Raw genomic sequence first — 19,517 nt, 5'->3', positions numbered from 1 at the left:
GCCCCGGTCAGAAGCTGATCGAGTTGATGGTCTCCGCTATGGAGTTGAGGAAACGGCTGATGGACGGAGCCATACCCGTCGAGGCGAGGAAGAAGCCGAAGAGGATCGCCACGATCGCCGGGCCGGTCTTGATCGAGCCCCCTCGGATCAACACCACCAGGATGATCGCCAACAGCAGCACCACTGACAGCGAAATGGCCACAACTGATCACACCCTCGGTCGGTCCGCTCTCCCGGCCCGGGGGCACCAACCCCTTGCGCACCCCCGCCAGAACCATCGTGCCACCAACGGGCCCCCGCTATGCGGCCCGTGAGGCATCGTCGGTCACCCCAGCCGCGGACGCCGCGCGAGCGCACCGCCGGGTGATCGTGAACTCCGCGTTTCCGCACAGTAATTCGAGGAGCCCGCGGCGGGAATTGCATCATCGGTCGTTTCCATGTCCATGCATCGCGTTCACGGGTTATTCGAATACCCTCCCCACTACCTCCATCGCCGGACATTCCGCCGGAGTCACCCGCGGGAGGTATGCCCGCTTTAGTCGGGAAGAACTAGGACACAACACCCCTATGTGGTAGGAAAATCGGTGTGCGCTGAAACGCGCGGCAGCAAGGCAGACATCGCCGGACCCCGGGTATCCGGGGGGATAAGCGGTATGCGATTCGAAAGTTTTACGAGAGCCCTTCGAAAAGGCTAGGGTGCCTCGGATGTTCCAATCCGCCTCTTCCTCCTCAAGAGCAACAGGCCCATCGTCGGCACCGCTGTCACGCGCGTCACTTCCCCCGGTGACATCGCCTGTGGGCGGAGTCCCGAGCCCACGCGCCGCCGAGCCGGCGAAACCGCGTGCCAAGCAGCGTGACGCCTTCTTCGACAACGCCAAGTACCTGGCGATCGTGCTGGTGGCCATGGGCCACTCCTGGGAGCCGCTGAAGGGCGACAGCCGCGTCCTGCAGGCGGCGTACCTGTTCGTCTACGCCTTCCACATGCCGGCGTTCATCGTCATCTCCGGCTACTTCTCGCGCAGTTTCGACATGCGCCCCGACCGGCTCAAGCGGCTGGTGACGGGTGTCCTGGTGCCGTACGTCGTGTTCGAGACGGCGTACGTCCTCTTCAAACGCACCGTCGACGGGGACCCCAGTCTGCCGATCAGCCTGCTCGACCCCTGGTACCTGACCTGGTTCCTGGCCGCGCTCTTCATCTGGCGCATGACCACCCCGCTGTGGAAGCTGGTCCGGCACCCGGTGCCGCCGGCCGTCGTGATCGCCATGCTGGCCTCCCTCTCGCCCGACATCGGTGACGACCTCGACCTCCAGCGCGTGCTTCAGTTCCTGCCGTTCTTCGTCATCGGCCTGTCGCTCAGGCAGGAGCACTTCCGGCTGGTGCGGCGCCGCTCCGTGCGGATCCTGTCGGTGCCGGTGTTCGCCGGTGCGCTCGCCGTGGCCTGGTGGGCGGTGCCGCGGATGAATCCGTCCTGGCTCTACCATCGCGACAGTGCACAGGAGTTGGGCGCACCGTGGTGGTGCGGTCCGGTGATGACGCTGGCACTGCTGGGCTGCTCGCTGCTTCTCACCGTCTGCTTCTTCGCCTGGGTGCCCGGACGCAGGACGTGGTTCACGGCGCTGGGCGCGGGCACCCTCTGCGGCTATCTGCTGCACGGGTTCTTCGTGAAGGGCGCGGACTACCGGGGCTGGTACGACGCGGCCTGGCTGCACCGGCCCTCGGGCGAGGTGGCCGTGACGCTCCTCGCGGGCGCGCTGGTGACGCTGCTGTGCACATCACCGGTGCGGCGGCTGTTCCGGTGTGTGATGGAGCCGGAGATGGACTGGGCGTTCGGGAAGGACGTGGCGGCGCAGACGAGGGAGCCGGCGAGGGCCTGAGCACAACCGCCGCTCCGCCTCCCGCTGGACGCGGACGGGAGGCTCAGGGGTCAGCGGGCCGCGGACTGGGCCGTCGGGCCCTCGCGGCAGATCAGCAGCAGCGCCCTGTCGTCGTTGACGTCCTTGGCCACCGCCTCGATCAGGTGCCAGGCGGCGCCCCGGAAGCCGCCCGCCACATAGCGGTCGGCCTCGCCCGTGAGACGGTCCATGCCCTCGACGATGTCGCGGTCGGCCGTCTCCACCAGGCCGTCCGTGAACAGCATCAGCACGTCGCCGGGACGCAGCGTGCCCTTCACGGAGTCGAACTGGGCGCCGTCGTACACCCCGAGGAGCGGACCGTCCGCGGCCTTCTCCTCCCAGCGGCCGGTGCCCGCGCTGAGCTGGAGGCCCGGCGGGTGGCCCGCCGAGTAAAGCTCGTAGTCGCCCGACTCCAGGTCCAGAACGAGATGGATGGAGGTCGCGAAGCCCTCGTCCCAGTCCTGGCGCAGGAGATAGCCGTTGGCGGCGGGGAGGAAGGCATGCGGCGGCAGCGAGCCCAGCAGGCCGCCGAACGCTCCGGACAGCAGCAGGGCGCGCGAACCGGCGTCCATGCCCTTGCCGGAGACGTCGGTCAGGACCACCTCCAGGGTCCGGCCCCCGTTCGTGCGGGCGGCCACCACGAAGTCGCCCGAGAACGACTGCCCGCCCGCCGGCCTCAGCGCCATCTCACGATGCCAGCCCACCGGCAGCTTCGGCAGCTTGCTCTGGACCCGGATGCGTTCGCGCAGGTCGAAGAGCATGGTTCCGCCGCGCCGCCAGGGCACACCGACCCGGCTGCGGAACTGCGCGATCAGCAGTCCGAAGAATCCGCAGGCCGCGACCACCAGGACGATGCCGGGGGTGACCCGGGACGGGCCCTCCGTGTACGGGCCGAGCTTGACCGACTCGACGATCAGCGCGGTGGCCGCCACGGCGTACAGGCCGAGCAGGCTGGAGGGGCGCAGCAGCAGACCGCCGGCGACGATCGGCAGGACGAGGACCGCGGGCGAGCACCACACGGGATCGACCAGGGTGGTGGCCGCGATCACGGGAACCATCAGCAGCAGACCGGCCAGCGCCACCCAGTCCGAGCCGTCCCCGCGGAAGTAGTCCACGGCGGATCTGCGCACGCCGGTGCGGGCCCGGTGCCACTGCATCTTCAACCGGGCCGTGAACGTCTCGGCTTCCGCGCGCCGCTCTCGTCCTGCTGCCATTGACTCGGGACCCTATCCATCGGACCAGGTGCTTGGCACGGGAGGTCCCACTTGTCCCCCCTCCGAGCGCTGAACTTCACAGGAGCCGGGCCCCCGCGGCCGGGGAGAAATCCGCTCGCTCGTCCCGCATTGCCCTGGTAGGCATGGCCCATGACGACGGACGTTCGGGTGCTGCGGCACGACGAGTGGGACAACTGGTACGGCAACCTCCTCCGGGCGTTCGGCGGAGCGGAGGAATCACCGGAAGAGCGGGCACTCTGGAAGGAACTCATACCGTTCGACCGTTGTCTGGGTGTATGGGACGACGGAGAGTGTGTGGGCACGGCGGGCGCGTTCCGTTTCCGCCTCACGGTCCCCGGCGGCGCCCCGGTCCCGACGGCCGGCATCACGATGGTGAGCGTCGCGGCGACTCATCGCCGGCGGGGGGTGCTGACGTCGATGATGCGCCGGCAGCTGGACGACGTCCGTGGCTGGGGCGAGCCGCTCGCGGTGCTGACCGCGTCCGAGCCGGCGATCTACGGCAGGTTCGGGTACGGCGTCGGGACCTTCCAGCTCGGCGCGGAGATCGACACGAGCCGGGTGCACCTGTCCGTTCCGGCCGGCACCGATGACGTACGGCTGCGGTACGCGGCCCCCGCCGACGTCCTCGACGCGTGCGAGGCGGTCTACGCACAATTGGTGCCCTCCCGCCCCGGCATGCCGGCACGGGAGCCCGGCTGGGAGCGGCTGGCCCTGCTGGATCCGCCGGGCGGGCGGGACGGGGCGTCGACGCTTCAGTGCGTGGTCGCCGAGCGGGACGGGGAGATCACGGGGTACGCCCGCTTCCGCACCAAGCTCGACTGGGGGGTCGCCGGGCACAACGGCACGGTCTCCCTGACGGACCTGGCCGCGCTGGACCCGGCGACGGATGCGGCGCTGTGGCGTTTTCTGTTCGGTATCGACCTGACGACGACGCTGACCGTGCGCGGTCGGCCGCTGGACGAGGGCTGGCAGCATCTGGTGTCCGACATGCGGCGGTGCCGGCCACGGCTGCGGGACGCGCTCCATGTGCGTCTCGTCGACGTCGAGGCGGCGCTCCAGGCCCGGACGTACCAGGCGCCGGTGGACGTGGTGGTCGAGGTGGAGGACGCCTTCTGCCCGTGGAACGAGGGGCGCTGGCGGCTGACGGGGGACGCGAAGGGGGCGTCCTGTGCGCGTACGGGCGACGCGGCCGATCTCGCCCTGTCGGTGCGGGAGTTGGGATCGGCGTACCTGGGCGGGGTGTCGCTCAAGGCGCTGGCGGCGGCCGGGCGGGTGCGGGAGCTGCGGCAGGGGGCGCTGGCGGAGGCGTCGCTCGCGTTCGGCTCGGCGGTGGCGCCCTGGCTGCCGCACGGGTTCTGACCGCCCGGAGACGGCTACCGCTTCTGGCAGCCCGGGCACCAGAAGAGGTTGCGGGCGGCGAGATCGGCGGTGCGGATCTCGCCGCCACAGACGTGGCAGAGCAGGTTCGCCCTGCGGTACACGTACACCTCGCCCCCGTGGTCGTCCACGCGCGGCGGGCGTCCCATGGCCTCGGGCGTGTGTTCGGGGCGGACGGTGTCGATGCGGTTGTTGCGGACGCCCTCGCGCATCAGGCCGACGAGATCGGCCCAGATCGCGTCCCACTCGTCCGGGGAGATGTCCTTGCCGGGGCGGTACGGGTCGACACCGTGCCGGAAGAGGACCTCGGCACGGTAGACGTTGCCCACGCCGGCGATGACCTTCTGGTCCATGAGCAGGGCGGCGATGGTCGTACGGCTGCGGGATACGCGACGGTAGGCCGCCGCGGGGTCGGCGTCCTCGCGGAGCGGGTCGGGGCCGAGGCGGGCGTGCAGCGCGTCCTTCTCCTCGTCCGTGATCAGCGCGCATGTGGTGGGGCCGCGCAGGTCGACGTAGGAGACGGGGTTGGCGAGGCGCAGGCGGACCGTGTCGGTCGGCGGGGGCGCGGGGGTGCCGCCGAAGGTGACCTTGCCGAACAGGCCGAGATGGACGTGCACCCAGTCGCCGCCGCGGAAGCCGAGGAAGAGGTGTTTGCCGTGGGCATCGGCGGTGTGCAGCTCGGCGCCGTCGAGCAGGGCGGCGGCATCGGCGAACTTGCCCTGGGGGCTGGAGACGGCGACGGGGCCGCCGGCGAACCGTGCGGCGTAGTCCTCGGCCAGCCGGTGAATCGTGTGCCCCTCCGGCACCCTCGCCCCCACCTTTCAGATCGTCCCTGCGCCGCCGTACCTCGGGTACGGCGGCGCACGGGGCCGCCGACCCCCGGTCTCTGCGCCTCCCCGCCCTTCTGACGCCCGGCGGGCGCGCGATCAGTCCTGCGGGTGGTGGGCGGGGATCGGCGGCAGGTCGCCCGTGGTCTCGTAGGCCGACAGCATGTCGATACGCCGGACATGCCGCTCGTCACCCGAGAAGGGCGTGTTCAGGAACGTCTCGACGAACTTCGTCGCCTCGTCCTGCGTGTGCATCCGCGCGCCCACCGCGACGACGTTGGCGTTGTTGTGCTGACGGCCGAGTGACGCCGTCTCCTCGCTCCAGGCGAGGGCCGCCCGTACGCCCTTCACCTTGTTCGCGGCGATCTGCTCGCCGTTGCCCGAGCCGCCGATCACGATGCCCAGGGCCTCGGGGTCCGCCGCGGTGCGCTCCGCCGCGCGGAGGCAGAAGGGCGGGTAGTCGTCCTGGGCGTCGTAGATGTGGGGCCCGCAGTCGACGGGCTCGTGACCGGCTGACTTGAGCCACTCGACGAGGTGGTTCTTCAGTTCGAAGCCGGCATGGTCGGAGCCGAGATACACGCGCATGGTCCGAGTGTGTCACGCCCGTCCCCGGTCGGCTTCGTGGGGCTCCGACCCCGAAAAAGGTGTGACCTACACCATTGAACCTCAAGGAAACCTCAAGTAACAATCCGGATTCAAAGGTTCCCGAATCTCTTCGCCTCGGATTCACTGGTCCGGCTCGTACACCGCTCGTATGAGCCCCCGTACTCCGCGTGCTCCGCCCGTACGGGGCCAGCGTCCGTACGGGCATGTGACCCCCACGTCCCCGTACACCCGGCTCAAAGGAAATCTCCTTATGACCTCGCAGCCGACCCCCACAAAGGCCGCACCCGCCGGAGAACCCGGCGGCGGCCTCCAGGCCGGACTCAAGAACCGTCATCTGTCGATGATCGCCATCGGCGGCGTCATCGGCGCCGGTCTGTTCGTCGGATCCAGCAGCGGCATCGCCACCGCCGGCCCCGGCATCCTGCTCTCCTACGCCCTCGTCGGCACGCTCGTGGTGCTGGTGATGCGCATGCTGGGCGAGATGTCCGCCGCGAACCCCACCTCCGGCTCCTTCTCCGCCCACGCGGACCGCGCCCTCGGCCGCTGGGCCGGTTTCTCGATCGGCTGGCTCTACTGGTTCTTCTGGGTGGTCGTGCTGGCCGTGGAGGCCACCGCGGGCGCCAAGATCCTCCAGAGCTGGATCCCGGCCGTGCCCCAGTGGGGCTGGGCCCTCATCGTCATGATCGTGCTGACCGCGACCAACCTGGTCTCCGTCGGGTCCTACGGTGAGTTCGAGTTCTGGTTCGCCGGAATCAAGGTCGTGGCGATCGGCGCCTTCATCGTCGTCGGCGCCCTCGCCGTCTTCGGTGTGCTGCCCGGCGTGCACAGCGACAAGGCGGGGCTGGGCAACCTGACCTCCCACGGCGGCTTCCTGCCGCACGGGCCGGGGGCGATCCTCACCGGCGTACTGCTCGTCGTCTTCTCCTTCATGGGCAGCGAGATCGCCACGCTGGCGGCCGGCGAGTCCGAGGACCCGCAGCGCGCGGTGACCAAGTCGACCAACAGCATCATCTGGCGCATCGGCGTCTTCTACCTGGGCTCGATCCTCGTGGTCGTCTCCCTGCTGCCGTGGAACGACCCGTCGATCAAGAAGCAGGGCTCGTACGTCGCCGCCCTGGACTCCCTGGGGATCGCGCACGCCGGCCAGATCATGAACTTCATCGTGCTGACGTCGGTGCTGTCCTGCCTGAACTCCGGCCTCTACACGGCCTCCCGCATGGCCTTCTCGCTCGGCCGGCGCGGCGACGCGCCGAAGGCGTTCGCCCGGACCACCGGCCGTGGTGTGCCGAGGACGGCGATCGTCGCCTCCGTCCTCTTCGGCTTCGTGGCGGTGTTCTTCAACTACAAGTTCCCGGACTCGGTCTTCCTCTTCCTGGTCAACTCCAGCGGTGCGGTCGCCCTGTTCGTCTGGCTGGTGATCTGCTTCTCGCAGCTGCGGATGCGGAAGATCATCCAGCGTGAGGCGCCGGAGAAGCTGATCGTGAAGATGTGGCTGTACCCGTACCTGACCTGGGCGGCGGCCGCGCTGATCGTGTTCGTCCTCGGCTACATGCTCACCGACACGGAGCACGACGGACGCGAGACGGTACTGCTGTCGCTGCTCGTCGCGGCGGTCGTGCTCGTGATCGCCGTGGTCAAGGAGAAGCTGGGCGGCGGACGGACCGCCGAGCAGACCGCGGACGCGGAGCGGGCGCGGGCGGAGGTCGGTGCCTGACCAGCGCGTGAGCGTCGAGAAGGGCCCCGTGGCATCAGGCCGCGGGGCCCTTCCGTGTGCGGTGGCACCGATACGGGACACAGCACGGTGACCCCGGGGCCGGGCCGCGACACAGGCCCCCTGGCCGGTCGTCACCTGACGGCTTATGTCCGGTTATGCCGCCATGCTGAGGGCCATGGAACTCCTGAAAAGCTCCACAGATCAGCTCTTCCTCCGCCCCGGCGACATCGGCTTCGAGAAGGAACTCGCAGGCTTCCAGACGGGTTTCACGCTACGGCCCGACGTGGTCTTCGCCGCCTCCTCGACGCGGGACGTGGCCGCCGCGGTCGCCTACGCGGCCGAACGGGGACTCCCGATCGGCGTCCAGGCCACCGGGCACGGGCTGCCGGGCGACGCGGCCGGCGGTGTCCTGATCACGACGAAGCGCATGGACGGTCTCACCGTCGACCCCGAGGCCCGTACCGTCCGCATCCAGGCGGGTGTGCGCTGGGGGCAGGTCGTGGCCGCCGCCGTTCCGTACGGGCTCGCCCCGTTGAACGGCTCGGGGCCCGGCGTGGGTGCCGTCTCCTACACACTGAGCGGCGGCCTCGGCATTCTCGCCCGCCGCTTCGGCTACGCGGCCGACCATGTGCGCTCGCTGGAGGTCGTCACCGCGGACGGCCGTCCACGCACCGTCACCCCGGCCGGCGACCCCGATCTGTACGGGGCCCTGCTCGGCGCGGGCCATGCCTTCGGCGTGGTCACCGAGCTGGAGATGGACCTCGTCCCGGTGCCCCGCCTGTACGGCGGGGTCCTCGCCTTCGACGGGCACGCCGTCGACCCGGTGGCCGTGCTGCGCGCCTACCGGAAGTGGAGCGAGACCGTGCCCGACGAACTGACGTCGTCGCTCTCCGCGGTCTCCCACCCGGACATTCCGGCGCTGCCCCCGCAGCTGCGCGGCCGTTACGTCGTCGCGGTCCGCCTCGCCCACACCGGCGCCGACGGCGAGCGGCTCGTCGCACCCCTGCGGGAGATCGGCCCGGCGCTCGAGGACTCGCTGCGCGACATGCCGTACGCCGACAGCCACACCATCCACAGGGACCCCGAATTCCCGCACGCCTACTACGGGGACAGCGCGGTGCTCGACGACCTCGACGTGGAGGCGGGCGCCCGCCTGATGGCGCGCACCGGGCCCGACGCGCCGTCCCCGTGCGTGCTCCAGATCAACCACTTGGGCGGCGCGCTGGCGCGACAGGCACCCAACTGCGTGCCGCACCGCGCGGGACGCTATCTGGTGCGGCTGCTCACGATGGGCAGTCGCGAGGCCGGGCGGACACTGCTGGATCCTGCGTTCACCGAGGTGGCGCCGTGGACGATCGGGCGCGCCCTCAACTTTGCGTTCGGGTCCGGGGACCGCACGGAGGGTCTGTACGACGCCGGAACGCACAAGAGGCTCGCCGGGCTGAAGATGCGATACGACCCGGCGAACCTCTTCCGCAGGAACTACGGCGGCTTTTCGACGTCACTCCCTGACGGGTGTCACGCCCTTACGGGTGTCACTCCCTGACGGGTGTCACTCCCTGACGGGTGTCACTCCCTTACGGGTGTCACTTCCTGGCGTGTGTCACCCGCTGAGACCGCGTCACTTGCGGACGAGCCTCCAGGCGGTGGGCAGCAGGCCCATCGCCAGGGCCGCCTTCAGCGCGTCGCCGATCAGGAAGGGGGTGAGCCCGGCCGCGAGCGCGGCGGACAGGGACATGCCGGTGGCCAGCATCAGATACGGGACACCGACCGCGTAGATGATCGCCTCGCCCAGCAGCATCGCCCCGGCCGTGCGCAGCACCGAGCGGTCGGCGCCGCGGCGCGCCAGGGCGCCCACGGCGGCGGAGGCGAGCAGCATGCCGATGATGTAGCCGAAGGAGGGGGCGGCGGCGCCGGAGCCACCGCCCGCGAACCACGGGACGCCGGCCACACCGGCCAGCGCATACAGGGCGAGCGACAGGAAACCGCGGCCGGCACCGAGGGAGGTGCCCACGAGCAGCGCGGCGAAGGTCTGTCCGGTCACCGGCACCGGCGAACCCGGCACGGGCACCGAGAGCTGCGCGGCGAGCCCGGTGAGCACGGCACCGCCGACCACGAGGGCGATGTCCCGCACGCGGGACGCGGGCAGCAGATCGGCGAGGACCTCGCCGGGGCGGGCAACTGTGGCGGTGGCGGTGCTCATTGGGAACTCACTCCGGCGGTGGGGACGGTTCGGGACACGGCGACGCTATCCCAGGGCCGGTGAAGCGATCACCGTCAGCGCTCGACAAAGGCCGGATCCGGGACTTGGTGGGTTGTGCACAAAAGCCGAGGCTTACACATGGTGCGGCGTGATCCCGGTCACTGAGGTGAGGGCGATGAAGCCCGGAGAGGCCGGCCGAGGGCAACTGTAGGGTTTCGCCAACCGGGTTGGTCCGGGCTCATGGCTCCCGTCGCACCCCCTCGATCGCCGTTCCGGGCGGCGACCGCGTAACCGGGGATTCACCTTCCGTACGGCCGGCGTCCGGATAGTGGGCAGCCTCTTCGCCGGAGCGGACAGGCTGCCCAGACTGTGGGGGTTTTTGCCCGACTCTTGCAATCGACAAGGCGCGCCCCATGCCCAGTACCACCGTCGAGACCCCGCCCGAGACCGGGGCCTCCCTGTCCCACGGCCTCAAGCAGCGCCATCTGTCGATGATCGCCCTCGGCGGCGTGATCGGCGCCGGCCTGTTCGTCGGCTCCGGCGCGGGCATCGCCGCCGCCGGTCCGTCGATCGTGATCGCTTACGCCGTCTCCGGTCTGCTCGTCATGCTGGTGATGCGGATGCTCGGCGAGATGTCGGCCGCCTACCCGTCCTCGGGTTCCTTCTCCGCGCACGCCGAGCGGGCGATCGGCCCCTGGGCGGGCTTCACCGCGGGCTGGTCGTTCTGGGTACTGCTGTGCACGGCCGTCGGCCTGGAGGGCATCGGCGCCGCGAAGATCGTCACCGGCTGGCTGCCGGGAACGCCCGAGTGGGCGTGGGTGGCGCTGTTCATGGTGGTGTTCTGCGGCTCGAACCTGGCCGCGGTGAAGAACTTCGGTGAGTTCGAGTTCTGGTTCGCCGCCCTCAAGGTCGGCGCGATCACGCTGTTCCTGGTGCTGGGCGTGCTGGCGATCGCCGGTGTGCTGCCGGGCACCGAGTCCCCCGGTGCCTCCAACCTCACCGGCTTCCTGCCGCACGGCAGCCAGGGCTTTGTCATCGGTCTGCTCGCGTCGGTGTTCGCGTACGGCGGTCTGGAGACCGTCACCATCGCCGCGGCGGAGTCCCCGGACCCGGTCAGGGGTGTGGCGAGCGCGGTCCGTACGGCCATGTGGCGCATCGCGCTCTTCTACATCGGCTCGATGGCGGTCATCGTCACCCTCGTCCCGTGGAACGGGAAAGAGGTCGTCGAGAAGGGCCCCTACGTGGCGACCCTCGACCACCTGGGCATTCCGGGGGCCGGCCGGCTGATGAGCGTGGTGGTGCTGGTCGCGCTGCTGTCCGCGATGAACGCCAACATCTACGGCTCCTCGCGCATCGCGTACTCGCTGGTGGAACGCGGCCAGGGCCCGGAGGCGCTCGGCAGGGTGTCCGGCGGCGTTCCCCGGGTCGCCGTGCTGACCTCGTCGGTGTTCGGCTTCGTGTGCGTCGTCCTCAGCTACTGGCGGCCGAACGACGTCTTCCCCTGGCTGCTGAACATGATCGGCGCGGTCATCCTGGTCGTCTGGTTCTTCATCGCGGTCTCGCAACTGCGTCTGCGCCGCCGTCTGGAGCGGGAGGCGCCCGGGCGACCGGCCGTGCGGATGTGGGCGTTCCCGCTGCTGACCTGGGTCGCGCTGGCAGGGATGGCGGCGATCTTCGTTCTGATGGCGCGGCAGCCGGACACGCGCGTACAGCTGTACTCGACGGGCGGCATGACGCTGTTCCTGGCCGTCGTGGGCTACGTCCGGCAGCGGGTCCGCGCCCGGGATTGACGCCCCCGCTCGGGAGAAGGCCGGCAAGGGCCCCCACGTCGACACGTGGGGGCCTTCGTGTTGCCCGTCACACTGGCAGGATGTCGCCAGGCGCTACGCGGCGGCCAGGTCCCGGACCGACGCCCTGCCGCTCGCCGTCTGACGGCGTGTGAAGCGTCCTGCCGTGATCGTCTTCTCACCGTTCACCGGCAGGCGGAGAAAGGGGAAGACCCCCCGCGAGGATGTGACTCGCGGGGGGTCTCCCGGTACGCGGCGGGCGCCGTCACAGGTTGCTGAAGTCCGGCCCCTTGGTACGGGTGCGCTTGATCTCGTAGAAGCCCGGGACCGAGGCGACCGCCAGGGTGCCGTCCCACAGCTTCGCGGCGTCCTCGCCCTTGGGGGCCGGGGTGACCACAGGGCCGAAGAAGGCGATCTGCTCGCCGTCGGCGCCCGGGACCGCGATCACCGGGGTGCCCACCTCCTGGCCGACCTTCTCGATGCCCTCCTTGTGCGAGGCGCGCAGCTCGGCGTCGAACTCGAAGTCCTCCTGCTCGGCGTAGTCGATCAGATCCGCGGGCAGGCCGACCTCCTCGAGCGCGGCGGCGATCGCCTCGAGCGTCGGGCCCTCGCCCTGGTTGTGGAAATGCGTGCCGAGGGCCGTGTACAGCGGGCCGAGGACGTCCGCGCCGTGCTTCTGCCATGCCGCGGTCACCACACGCACCGGCTGCCACGCCTTGGTCGCCAGCATCTCCCGGTACTCCTCGGGCAGCTGGTCCAGCTTGTCCTCGTTGAGCACGGCGAGGCTCATGATGTGCCAGCGGACCTCGATGTCCCGGACCTTCTCCACTTCCAGGACCCAGCGGGAGGTCATCCAGGCCCAGGGGCACAACGGGTCGAACCAGAAGTCGACGGGGGTCTTGCCGGAAGCGGACACGGTCTCGGACATGACTCTCCTAGGAAGGCGGTCGTTTAACCCGGCAACGTCCGGGGGCGCACCCGTCATTCCCCAAAGGCCTCACGAGGTGCGCCCCGGTGCCCGGGATCAGGGGTGCATGGCAGGATCGGTCCTTGTCCGCCGATCCAGCCGACCCAGGGAGTGCCCCCCTTGCCCGGTGAGAACCTGTCCCGCGACGAGGCCCGGGAGCGGGCCGCCCTGCTGTCCGTCGACGGGTACGACGTGTCGCTCGACCTGCGCTCCGCGGTGGGGGAGGCACCCGGCGCCGCGGACGGTGAGCCCCGCACGTTCCGTTCGGTCACCACGATCCGCTTCCGCTGCGCCGAGCCGGGTGCCACGAGCTTCGCGGACCTGGTCGCCCCGAGTGTCAGCGCCGTCTCGCTCAACGGCAAGGACCTCGACCCCGGCGAGGTCTTCGACGGCACCCGCATCCGGCTGGAGGACCTGGCCGCCGACAACGAGCTGGTGGTCGACGCCCGGTGCGCCTACTCCCGCACCGGTGAGGGCCTGCACCGCTTCGTCGACCCGGAGGACGGCGAGGTCTACCTGTACACGCAGTACGAGCCCGCCGACTCGCGCCGCGTCTTCGCCAACTTCGAGCAGCCCGACCTCAAGGCCCCCTTCCGCTTCGAGGTCCGCGCCCCCGAGGGCTGGACGGTGTGGAGCAACGGCGCCGGCGAGCGGCACGACGGGGTGTGGCGCTTCGCGGAGACCAAGCCGATCTCCACGTACATCACCTGTGTCGTGGCGGGGCCGTACCACTACGTCACGGACACCTACACCCGCACCCTCGACGACGGCTCGACCCTGGAGATCCCGCTCGGTGCGATGTGCCGCAAGGGCCTGGCCAGGCACTTCGACGCGGACGACGTCTTCCTGGTCACCAAGCAGGGCCTGGACTTCTTCCACGACCACTTCGACTACCCGTACCCCTTCGGGAAGTACGACCAGGCGTTCGTGCCCGAGTACAACCTCGGGGCCATGGAGAACCCGGGCCTGGTCACCTTCCGCGAGGAGTACATCTTCCGCGGCAAGGTCACACAGGCGTCGTACGAGCGCCGGGCCAATGTGATCCTGCACGAGATGGCCCACATGTGGTTCGGCGACCTGGTGACCATGGTGTGGTGGGACGACCTGTGGCTGAAGGAGTCCTTCGCCGACTTCATGGGCTCCTTCTCACTGGTGGAGGCGACCCGCTTCACCGACGGCTGGATCACCTTCGCCAACAACCGCAAGGCGTGGGCCTACCGCGCCGACCAGCTGCCCTCCACGCATCCGATCACCGCGGACATCCGCGACCTGGAGGACGCCAAGCTCAACTTCGACGGCATCACCTACGCCAAGGGCGCGTCGGTGCTGAAGCAGCTGGTGGCGTACGTGGGGCGGGATGCGTTCCTGGAGGGCGCGCGCCGCTACTTCAAGCGGAACGCCTACGGAAACACGCGCCTCGCCGACCTGCTGTCGGTCCTTCAGGAGACCAGCGGCCGGGACATGACGGCCTGGGCGCGCTCCTGGCTCCAGACGGCGGGCGTCAACTCGCTGACTCCGCAGGTGCTGTTGGGCACGGACGGCCGGATCGCGGAGCTGTCGGTGCTCCAGGAGGCGCCGGAGTCGCATGCCGAACTGCGGCCGCACCGGGTGGCCGTGGGCCTGTACCGGAGCGAGGGGGACGCGCTCGTCCGGTACGCGCGCGCCGAGGTGGATGTGCACGGTCCCCGGACGGTGGTCGGTGAACTGGCGGGCGCCGAGGCCCCCGAACTGGTCCTGGTCAACGACGACGACCTCACGTACTGCAAGATCCGCTTCGACGACACCTCGCTCGCGACCCTGAAGGACCGTCTCGGCTCCGTCACCGACCCGCTCGCACGGGCGCTGTGCTGGTCGGCGCTGTGGAACCTGACCCGGGACGCGCTGCTGCCGGCCCGGGACTTCATCGACCTGGTGCTCCGGTTCGCGGGCCGGGAGTCCGACATCGGCGTGCTCCAGATGCTGCACAGCTGGGCGGACTCGGCGCTGACGTACTACGCGGCGCCCGAGTGGCGGGAGACCGGCGGCCGGCTGCTGGCCCAGGGCGCGCTGTACGAGCTGCGGCAGGCGGAGCCGGGCGGCCAGCACCAGCTGACGTGGGCGCGGTTCTTCGCGGCGATGGCGCGCGACGAGGCCGACCTCCAGCTGCTGCAGGCGCTGCTGGAGGGCACGGCGAAGATCGAGGGCCTGGACGTCGACCAGGAGCTGCGCTGGGCGTTCCTGGAGCCGCTGGCCGCGCACGGGGCGGCGGACGAGTCGGTGCTCGCTGCGGAGCTGGCCCGCGACGACACGGCCTCCGGAAAGCGGCACCAGGTGCGCTGCCTGGCCGCCCGCCCCTCCGCGGCGGTCAAGGCCCAGGCGTGGGCGCAGGTCGTCGAGTCGGACGCGCTGTCGAACGCGCTCGTGGAGGCGACCATCGCGGGCTTCGTGCAGCCGTCGCAGCGTGAACTGCTCGCGCCGTACACGGCGATGTACTTCGCGGCGATCGACCGGGTGTGGGCCGAGCGTTCCATCCAGATCGGGATGGACGTGGTCAGGGGACTGTTCCCCGCGCTCCAGGACTCCCCGGAGACCCTCGACGCGACGGACGCGTGGCTGTCGGAGCACGAGGACGCGGCGCCCGCGCTGCGGAGGCTGGTCCTCGAGGCGCGCGACGATCTGGCGCGCATCCTGCGCGGGCAGGCGTGCGACGCGGAGGCGGGTTGCTAGGAGGTGGTTCCGGGGGACCGTCACACGGACGGGCCCCCGGGGAACGACAGTTACGAAATACGAGTATCCGAACCCGTAACCCCTCGTTCCCCCCGTCCGGACCAGCCCCTTTCGGCAGTCGAACGCCCGTACTTTAGCTCTGTATTGTCCGGATTTGTCGACAGGCGTGTAACAGTGGTTAGCGGACGGATCGGACACGGGAACTCCGGGGTCATGAACCACAACACCCCGCTCTCCCCCCGCCCCCTCCGTCATCTGTCGGAGGTGCAGCGCCGGGTGCTGACCACCGCCCAGCTGCGCGCCCACGGTGTGACGGCCACCGAGGCCACCGAGCACGCCCGGCCCGGTGGCCCCTGGCAGCAGTTCCTGCCCGGCGTGTACCTGCTCCACCAGGGACCGCCGACCTCCGAGGAACGCCTGCACGCGGTGCTGCTGTACGCGACCCGCTCGCCGCTCGGCGCACCGGCCGCCGGTGTCCCACCCCAGCCGGACGCGAACGGCCCGCACGCCCCGCTGCGCTACCCCGACGCCATGCTCACGGGCCTGGCCGCGCTGACCCTGTACGGCTTCTCCTGCACGCCCACACTGCCGTCCCTGGAGCACATCGACGTCCTCGTCCCACGCTCCCGGCGGCTGCGCAGCACCGGCTGCGCGCGGGTGATCCGCACCCCGCTGCTGCCCGCCCCGCACGTGGTGACCGGCGTGCCGGTGGCGCCGGTCCCGCGCGCGCTGGCCGACGCCGTGGACCGGCTGCCGGACGCGGGCACGGTGCGCCGGCTGCTGACGGAGGCGGTGCGCGGCGGCCACTGCGAGCCGGCCGCGGTGGTGCGGGAGCTCAACCAGGCGAGGCTGCTGAGCCGCCCGCACGTGGTGGACGCGGTGGACTCGCTGCTGGCGGAGGGCCGGGCGATGGCGGAGGACCGCCTGTACCGGATGGTGCGCGAGCACGGCCTCCCCGACCCGGTCTGGAACGTGGAGCTCAGGCTCCCCGGCGGCCCCTGCCTCGGCGGCCTGGACGCGTACTGGCCCGAGCAGGCCGTGGCGCTGGAGCTGGACACCCGAGCACCGCGCCACGGCCACCGGCAGGAGGACGTCGCGGTGTGGTCGGAGTACTCCCGCAAGCGCGAGCACCTGGAGCGGCTCGGGATCACGGTCGTCCACATCACGCCGAGGAAGCTGCGGGAGGCGCCCGAGCAGCAGGCGACGGTGGTCCGCACGGCCCTGATGGCATCGGCGGACCGCGAGCCCGCCGCGTACGTCATGGTGCTGCCCCGGTAGGCCGCGGGGCGCCGGAAGTCAGGAGGGGAGAGGAGGGGCCGCCCGACGGCGGCCCCTCCTCGTGCGCCGTGTCCGTCAGAGCGGCTCGGACAGCGGAGGCTCCGGGAGGGGCGGCCGGAACGACTCCGTGTGCACACGGTCGATCAGTGCGGCGTAGGCGGCGATCATGCGGGTGCGGCTGAACCGCTCGCGGCTGCGCTCCAGGACCGGTGCCAGGTCGGCGCGGGCGGCGACGGCGTCGCCCCAGGCGGTGGCGATCGCGTCGGGGTCCGGTGGGGTGACGAAACCGTGCCCGGCGACGATCGCCGCGCTGTCCCCGACATCGGTGGCGACCGGGACGGCTCCGCACATCATGCCCTCGATCAGGCACAGCGGAGCCGCCTCACCCCAGGCCGAGGTCAGCGCGACCACGTCGGAGGCCGCGTATACGGTCTCCATGTCGCGCCGGACACCCAGCAGGTGCAGCCGGTCCGTGAGCGCCAGGTCGTGCCCGAACGCGGCGTCGATGTCGGCGTGCAGCCCCGGCTGGCCGACCGTCATGCCCGCGCCGCACATCAGCACGTGCCCGTCGGGCTGCTGCCGCAGCCAGGCCCGGGCGGCGCGCAGGAAGAGCGGGACGTTCTTCATGGCGTCGTAGCGGGCCGCGAAGACGACGACCGGGGCGTCGCCGGTGATGCCGAGCGAGGTGCGCAGCCGCAGCCGCCGTGCGGGGTCGGGCCGGAAGCGCAGCAGGTCGACACCGTTCGGTATGACGTGCAGCAGCTCGGGCGGAATCCCGGCGGCCTCGTAGGCCGCCCGGGTCGACTCGGCGCAGCAGACGCAGGCCACGACGGTGCCCTCGTCGATGGCGGCCTTCAGCTCGTCCAGCGCCCCGCCCTGGTTCTGGGGGTCCGAGCGGTGCAGGGAGACGATCACCGGCCGGCGGGGCAGGCCGGCCTGGTTGAGCAGGCCGAGCGGCTGCTCCTTGAGCGACAGGATGACGTCGGCGCCCGCCATCGCCCTGGCCGTCGCCGCCAGCTCCGGGCCGGTGAACAGCGCCGGGTCGGCGCCGGGGCCCCCGGGCAGCCCGGAGGTGCGGCCCAGGGAGGTGACCTCCACCCCGGCCGCGGTCAGGGACCGGTAGCAGGCGTCCTCCTCCATCGCCTGCCGGCTGGCCTCGCGGAGCACCTCTGCGTGAACGCTCAGCACACGGTGGAGCTGACCGCCCTCCTGGAGCCCCAGGACGACATCGCTGTGGAGGATCCGGGCGCCCCCGGAGAAGAAACCGTCGTATACCGACAGCACGCGCAGTTCGTGCCTCATGAGCACGCGACCACCCGCCTTGCACACATATCGAACCATCCCCGTGAACTGCGGGTTGTCCGATATGAGGCGGCACGGATGTTTCATCTGGATGAACAGCGTGTCTCATGTCCGGGTCGGATGGGTTTACTCCGGAATTCCGCGATCCCGGGTTGCCCGGGTGCCGGAATCCGGTGGTCCGCCGTGCGGTCCCGGGTCGACGATGACCGGATGACCGAGCCGATCAGCATGACGATCACGACGGACGACGGACGGCGCTACACCCTGCGGGAGGCCGTGCCCGACGACGAGCCGGGCGTGCTGGCGCTCTTCGAGGCCGGCGGTGCGTACCTCGAGGCGGCCACCGGCCTGCCCTCGGGCCCCGGCGACCTCCAGAGCCTGTACTACAGCCTGCCGCCCGGCGCGGACTGGCAGGACAAACTGATCCTGGTGGTGACGGAGGACGGCGGTCCGGTGGTGGGGATCATCGACGCGGTGCGGCACCATCCGGCCCCCGGCGCCTGGTCGGTGGGCCTGTTTCTGCTGCATCCGTCGCTCTGGGGCACGGGGACGGGCCGCGCCGTGGCCACCGTCCTGCTGGACCGCGCTGCCGCGTCCGGCACCACCCTCGTGACCACGACGGTCCCGGTGGGCTGGTCCCGGGGCCGCCGCTTCCTCGCCTCGCTCCGCTTCCGCTTCACGGGCCGGGCCCCGCGCGGCCCGGCCACCGCCAACCGCTCCACGGGCCCGCGGGAGCCGGCCGTGGAGCGGGCGGAGCTGGTGCCGGCCCGGAAGGGGTGAGCCACGGCGCGGGCCGGCCGTGTCCTCACGGCCGGCCGGTCCCTGGGATCGCCTGTGCGTGATTGCGGCGGCAACGCGCAGCACCGATCACCGTACGTGGATCTCGGGCCACCCCGCGCGTCCACGACCGCGCGTCCACGACCACTCCTCGAACGGCCCGGGGGAACGGTCACTCCGCGTTCATTTCCCCGGGTGCCGAGGGTGTCGGCCGATGATCGACGAGCGGCCGGTCGCGGGGCGCTCGCGCCACAGTGCGAGCCCGATGTCGACGAGGCCAACCCTCTTCAGCTCCGGCACCGCGGCCAGATGCTGCCAGGCCGCGAGGTCGGTGGAACCGCCGACCTCGTTGCGGAGTGCGCCGCCGGTGACCCGTCCCTCGTAGACCAGCCGCAGGCCGTGATGGTCGACGGTGCGGCCGAAGCGGTCGGGGAGGCGGCGGTGGACGGAGTCCACGCCGAGCAGGCCGGTGGGCTCGATGCGATAGCCGGTCTCCTCCTCCACCTCCCGCAGGACGGTGTCGTAGGGGTCCTCGCCGTGTTCCGTCCCACCGCCCGGCAGGGTCCATTCCGCAGTGCCGTCGCGGCCCCGCCCCCGGGCGAGCAGGAGCTTGCCGTCGCGAACGCAGACGGCGTAGGCCGCCACCCTCAACTTCTTGTGCACACGCGGACGTTACCGCGGGCCGTGGGGCGGACGGGCCGCCGAGCGGCAACGGCGCGAAGGCGCCCGGTCACTGCCCGCGCACACGCGGCAGCCGGGATCCACGGGCTACGCGCGTAGGGGCACAGCCGGTTCACAGGATTGTCCCGGCCTGTGCCACTAAGTCCCCGATGACGCATGGCGGA

The 19,517-nt window shown here is 71.0% G+C and carries 16 protein-coding genes; 8 read left to right on the top strand and 8 right to left on the bottom strand.

The features are described 5' to 3' along the window. Nucleotides 1-7 precede the first annotated feature (7 nt). Nucleotides 8-202, bottom strand: a complete 195-nt coding sequence (locus LZ604_RS15295; RefSeq protein WP_234515642.1) for a hypothetical protein — start codon at nt 200-202, stop codon at nt 8-10. Between the two features lie 503 nt (nt 203-705). On the opposite strand from LZ604_RS15295, the gene LZ604_RS15290 reads away from it, so the two are divergent. After that, nucleotides 706-1,875, top strand: a complete 1,170-nt coding sequence (locus LZ604_RS15290; protein WP_267971390.1) for an acyltransferase family protein — start codon at nt 706-708, stop codon at nt 1,873-1,875. Between the two features lie 50 nt (nt 1,876-1,925). Here LZ604_RS15290 and LZ604_RS15285 read toward each other — a convergent pair whose 3' ends face one another. Next, complete coding sequence (locus tag LZ604_RS15285; protein WP_234515640.1) at nt 1,926-3,107, bottom strand: PP2C family protein-serine/threonine phosphatase; 1,182 nt, start codon at nt 3,105-3,107, stop codon at nt 1,926-1,928. 150 nt (nt 3,108-3,257) lie between these two features. On the opposite strand from LZ604_RS15285, the gene LZ604_RS15280 reads away from it, so the two are divergent. Continuing rightward, nucleotides 3,258-4,487: a GNAT family N-acetyltransferase gene (locus LZ604_RS15280; RefSeq protein ID WP_234515639.1), complete on the top strand. Its 1,230-nt coding sequence runs from the start codon at nt 3,258-3,260 to the stop codon at nt 4,485-4,487. 14 nt (nt 4,488-4,501) lie between these two features. On the opposite strand, the gene LZ604_RS15275 is transcribed toward LZ604_RS15280, so the two are convergent. Both LZ604_RS15275 and LZ604_RS15270 read right to left on the bottom strand, forming a co-directional pair. After that, nucleotides 4,502-5,311 (bottom strand): Fpg/Nei family DNA glycosylase, encoded by an 810-nt coding sequence (locus LZ604_RS15275; protein ID WP_234515638.1) that lies wholly within the window; start codon nt 5,309-5,311, stop codon nt 4,502-4,504. Nucleotides 5,312-5,431: 120 nt separating this feature from the next. Beyond that, nucleotides 5,432-5,917 (bottom strand): ribose-5-phosphate isomerase, encoded by a 486-nt coding sequence (locus LZ604_RS15270; RefSeq protein ID WP_234515637.1) that lies wholly within the window; start codon nt 5,915-5,917, stop codon nt 5,432-5,434. 271 nt (nt 5,918-6,188) lie between these two features. On the opposite strand from LZ604_RS15270, the gene LZ604_RS15265 reads away from it, so the two are divergent. Together LZ604_RS15265 and LZ604_RS15260 are read left to right on the top strand one after the other, a co-directional pair. Continuing rightward, a complete protein-coding gene (locus LZ604_RS15265; RefSeq protein WP_234515636.1) occupies nt 6,189-7,652 on the top strand; it encodes an amino acid permease in 1,464 nt (487 codons plus the stop codon). Nucleotides 7,653-7,827: 175 nt separating this feature from the next. After that, entirely contained in the window at nt 7,828-9,198 is a 1,371-nt protein-coding gene (locus tag LZ604_RS15260) for an FAD-binding oxidoreductase (protein WP_234515635.1), read from the top strand. A gap of 75 nt (nt 9,199-9,273) precedes the next feature. Here LZ604_RS15260 and LZ604_RS15255 read toward each other — a convergent pair whose 3' ends face one another. Next, nucleotides 9,274-9,855 carry a biotin transporter BioY gene (locus LZ604_RS15255; protein ID WP_234515634.1) on the bottom strand — a complete coding sequence of 194 codons (582 nt, stop codon included), beginning with the start codon at nt 9,853-9,855 and terminating at the stop codon, nt 9,274-9,276. A 413-nt stretch (nt 9,856-10,268) separates the two neighbouring features. Between LZ604_RS15255 and LZ604_RS15250 the strand changes: the two genes are divergently transcribed. After that, nucleotides 10,269-11,645, top strand: coding sequence for an amino acid permease (locus LZ604_RS15250; RefSeq protein ID WP_234515633.1), 1,377 nt, complete (start codon nt 10,269-10,271; stop codon nt 11,643-11,645). Between the two features lie 262 nt (nt 11,646-11,907). Here the strand turns inward: LZ604_RS15250 and LZ604_RS15245 are convergent, their stop codons facing one another. Then, complete coding sequence (locus LZ604_RS15245) at nt 11,908-12,570, bottom strand: mycothiol-dependent nitroreductase Rv2466c family protein (protein WP_234515632.1); 663 nt, start codon at nt 12,568-12,570, stop codon at nt 11,908-11,910. Nucleotides 12,571-12,729: 159 nt separating this feature from the next. Between LZ604_RS15245 and pepN the strand changes: the two genes are divergently transcribed. Together pepN and LZ604_RS15235 are read left to right on the top strand one after the other, a co-directional pair. Next, the gene (gene pepN, locus LZ604_RS15240) at nt 12,730-15,315 is read left to right on the top strand and encodes an aminopeptidase N (RefSeq protein WP_234515631.1); all 2,586 of its coding nucleotides are present in this window, start codon (nt 12,730-12,732) and stop codon (nt 15,313-15,315) included. 213 nt (nt 15,316-15,528) lie between these two features. Further along, nucleotides 15,529-16,593, top strand: a complete 1,065-nt coding sequence (locus tag LZ604_RS15235) for a hypothetical protein (protein WP_234515630.1) — start codon at nt 15,529-15,531, stop codon at nt 16,591-16,593. 75 nt (nt 16,594-16,668) lie between these two features. On the opposite strand, the gene LZ604_RS15230 is transcribed toward LZ604_RS15235, so the two are convergent. Continuing rightward, the gene (locus LZ604_RS15230; protein WP_234515676.1) at nt 16,669-17,877 is read right to left on the bottom strand and encodes a glycosyltransferase; all 1,209 of its coding nucleotides are present in this window, start codon (nt 17,875-17,877) and stop codon (nt 16,669-16,671) included. A gap of 228 nt (nt 17,878-18,105) precedes the next feature. Here LZ604_RS15230 and LZ604_RS15225 point away from each other — a divergent pair, with 228 nt between their 5' ends. Continuing rightward, the gene (locus tag LZ604_RS15225) at nt 18,106-18,675 is read left to right on the top strand and encodes a GNAT family N-acetyltransferase (protein ID WP_234515629.1); all 570 of its coding nucleotides are present in this window, start codon (nt 18,106-18,108) and stop codon (nt 18,673-18,675) included. A gap of 180 nt (nt 18,676-18,855) precedes the next feature. Here LZ604_RS15225 and LZ604_RS15220 read toward each other — a convergent pair whose 3' ends face one another. Next, complete coding sequence (locus tag LZ604_RS15220) at nt 18,856-19,335, bottom strand: NUDIX hydrolase (protein ID WP_234515628.1); 480 nt, start codon at nt 19,333-19,335, stop codon at nt 18,856-18,858. Nucleotides 19,336-19,517 lie beyond the last annotated feature (182 nt).

This window comes from Streptomyces glomeratus, assembly GCF_021462825.1.
Lineage (GTDB): Bacteria > Actinomycetota > Actinomycetes > Streptomycetales > Streptomycetaceae > Streptomyces > Streptomyces glomeratus.
The sequence above is the reverse complement of the archived record's forward strand: the minus strand, read 5'-3'. Positions and strand labels throughout refer to the sequence as shown.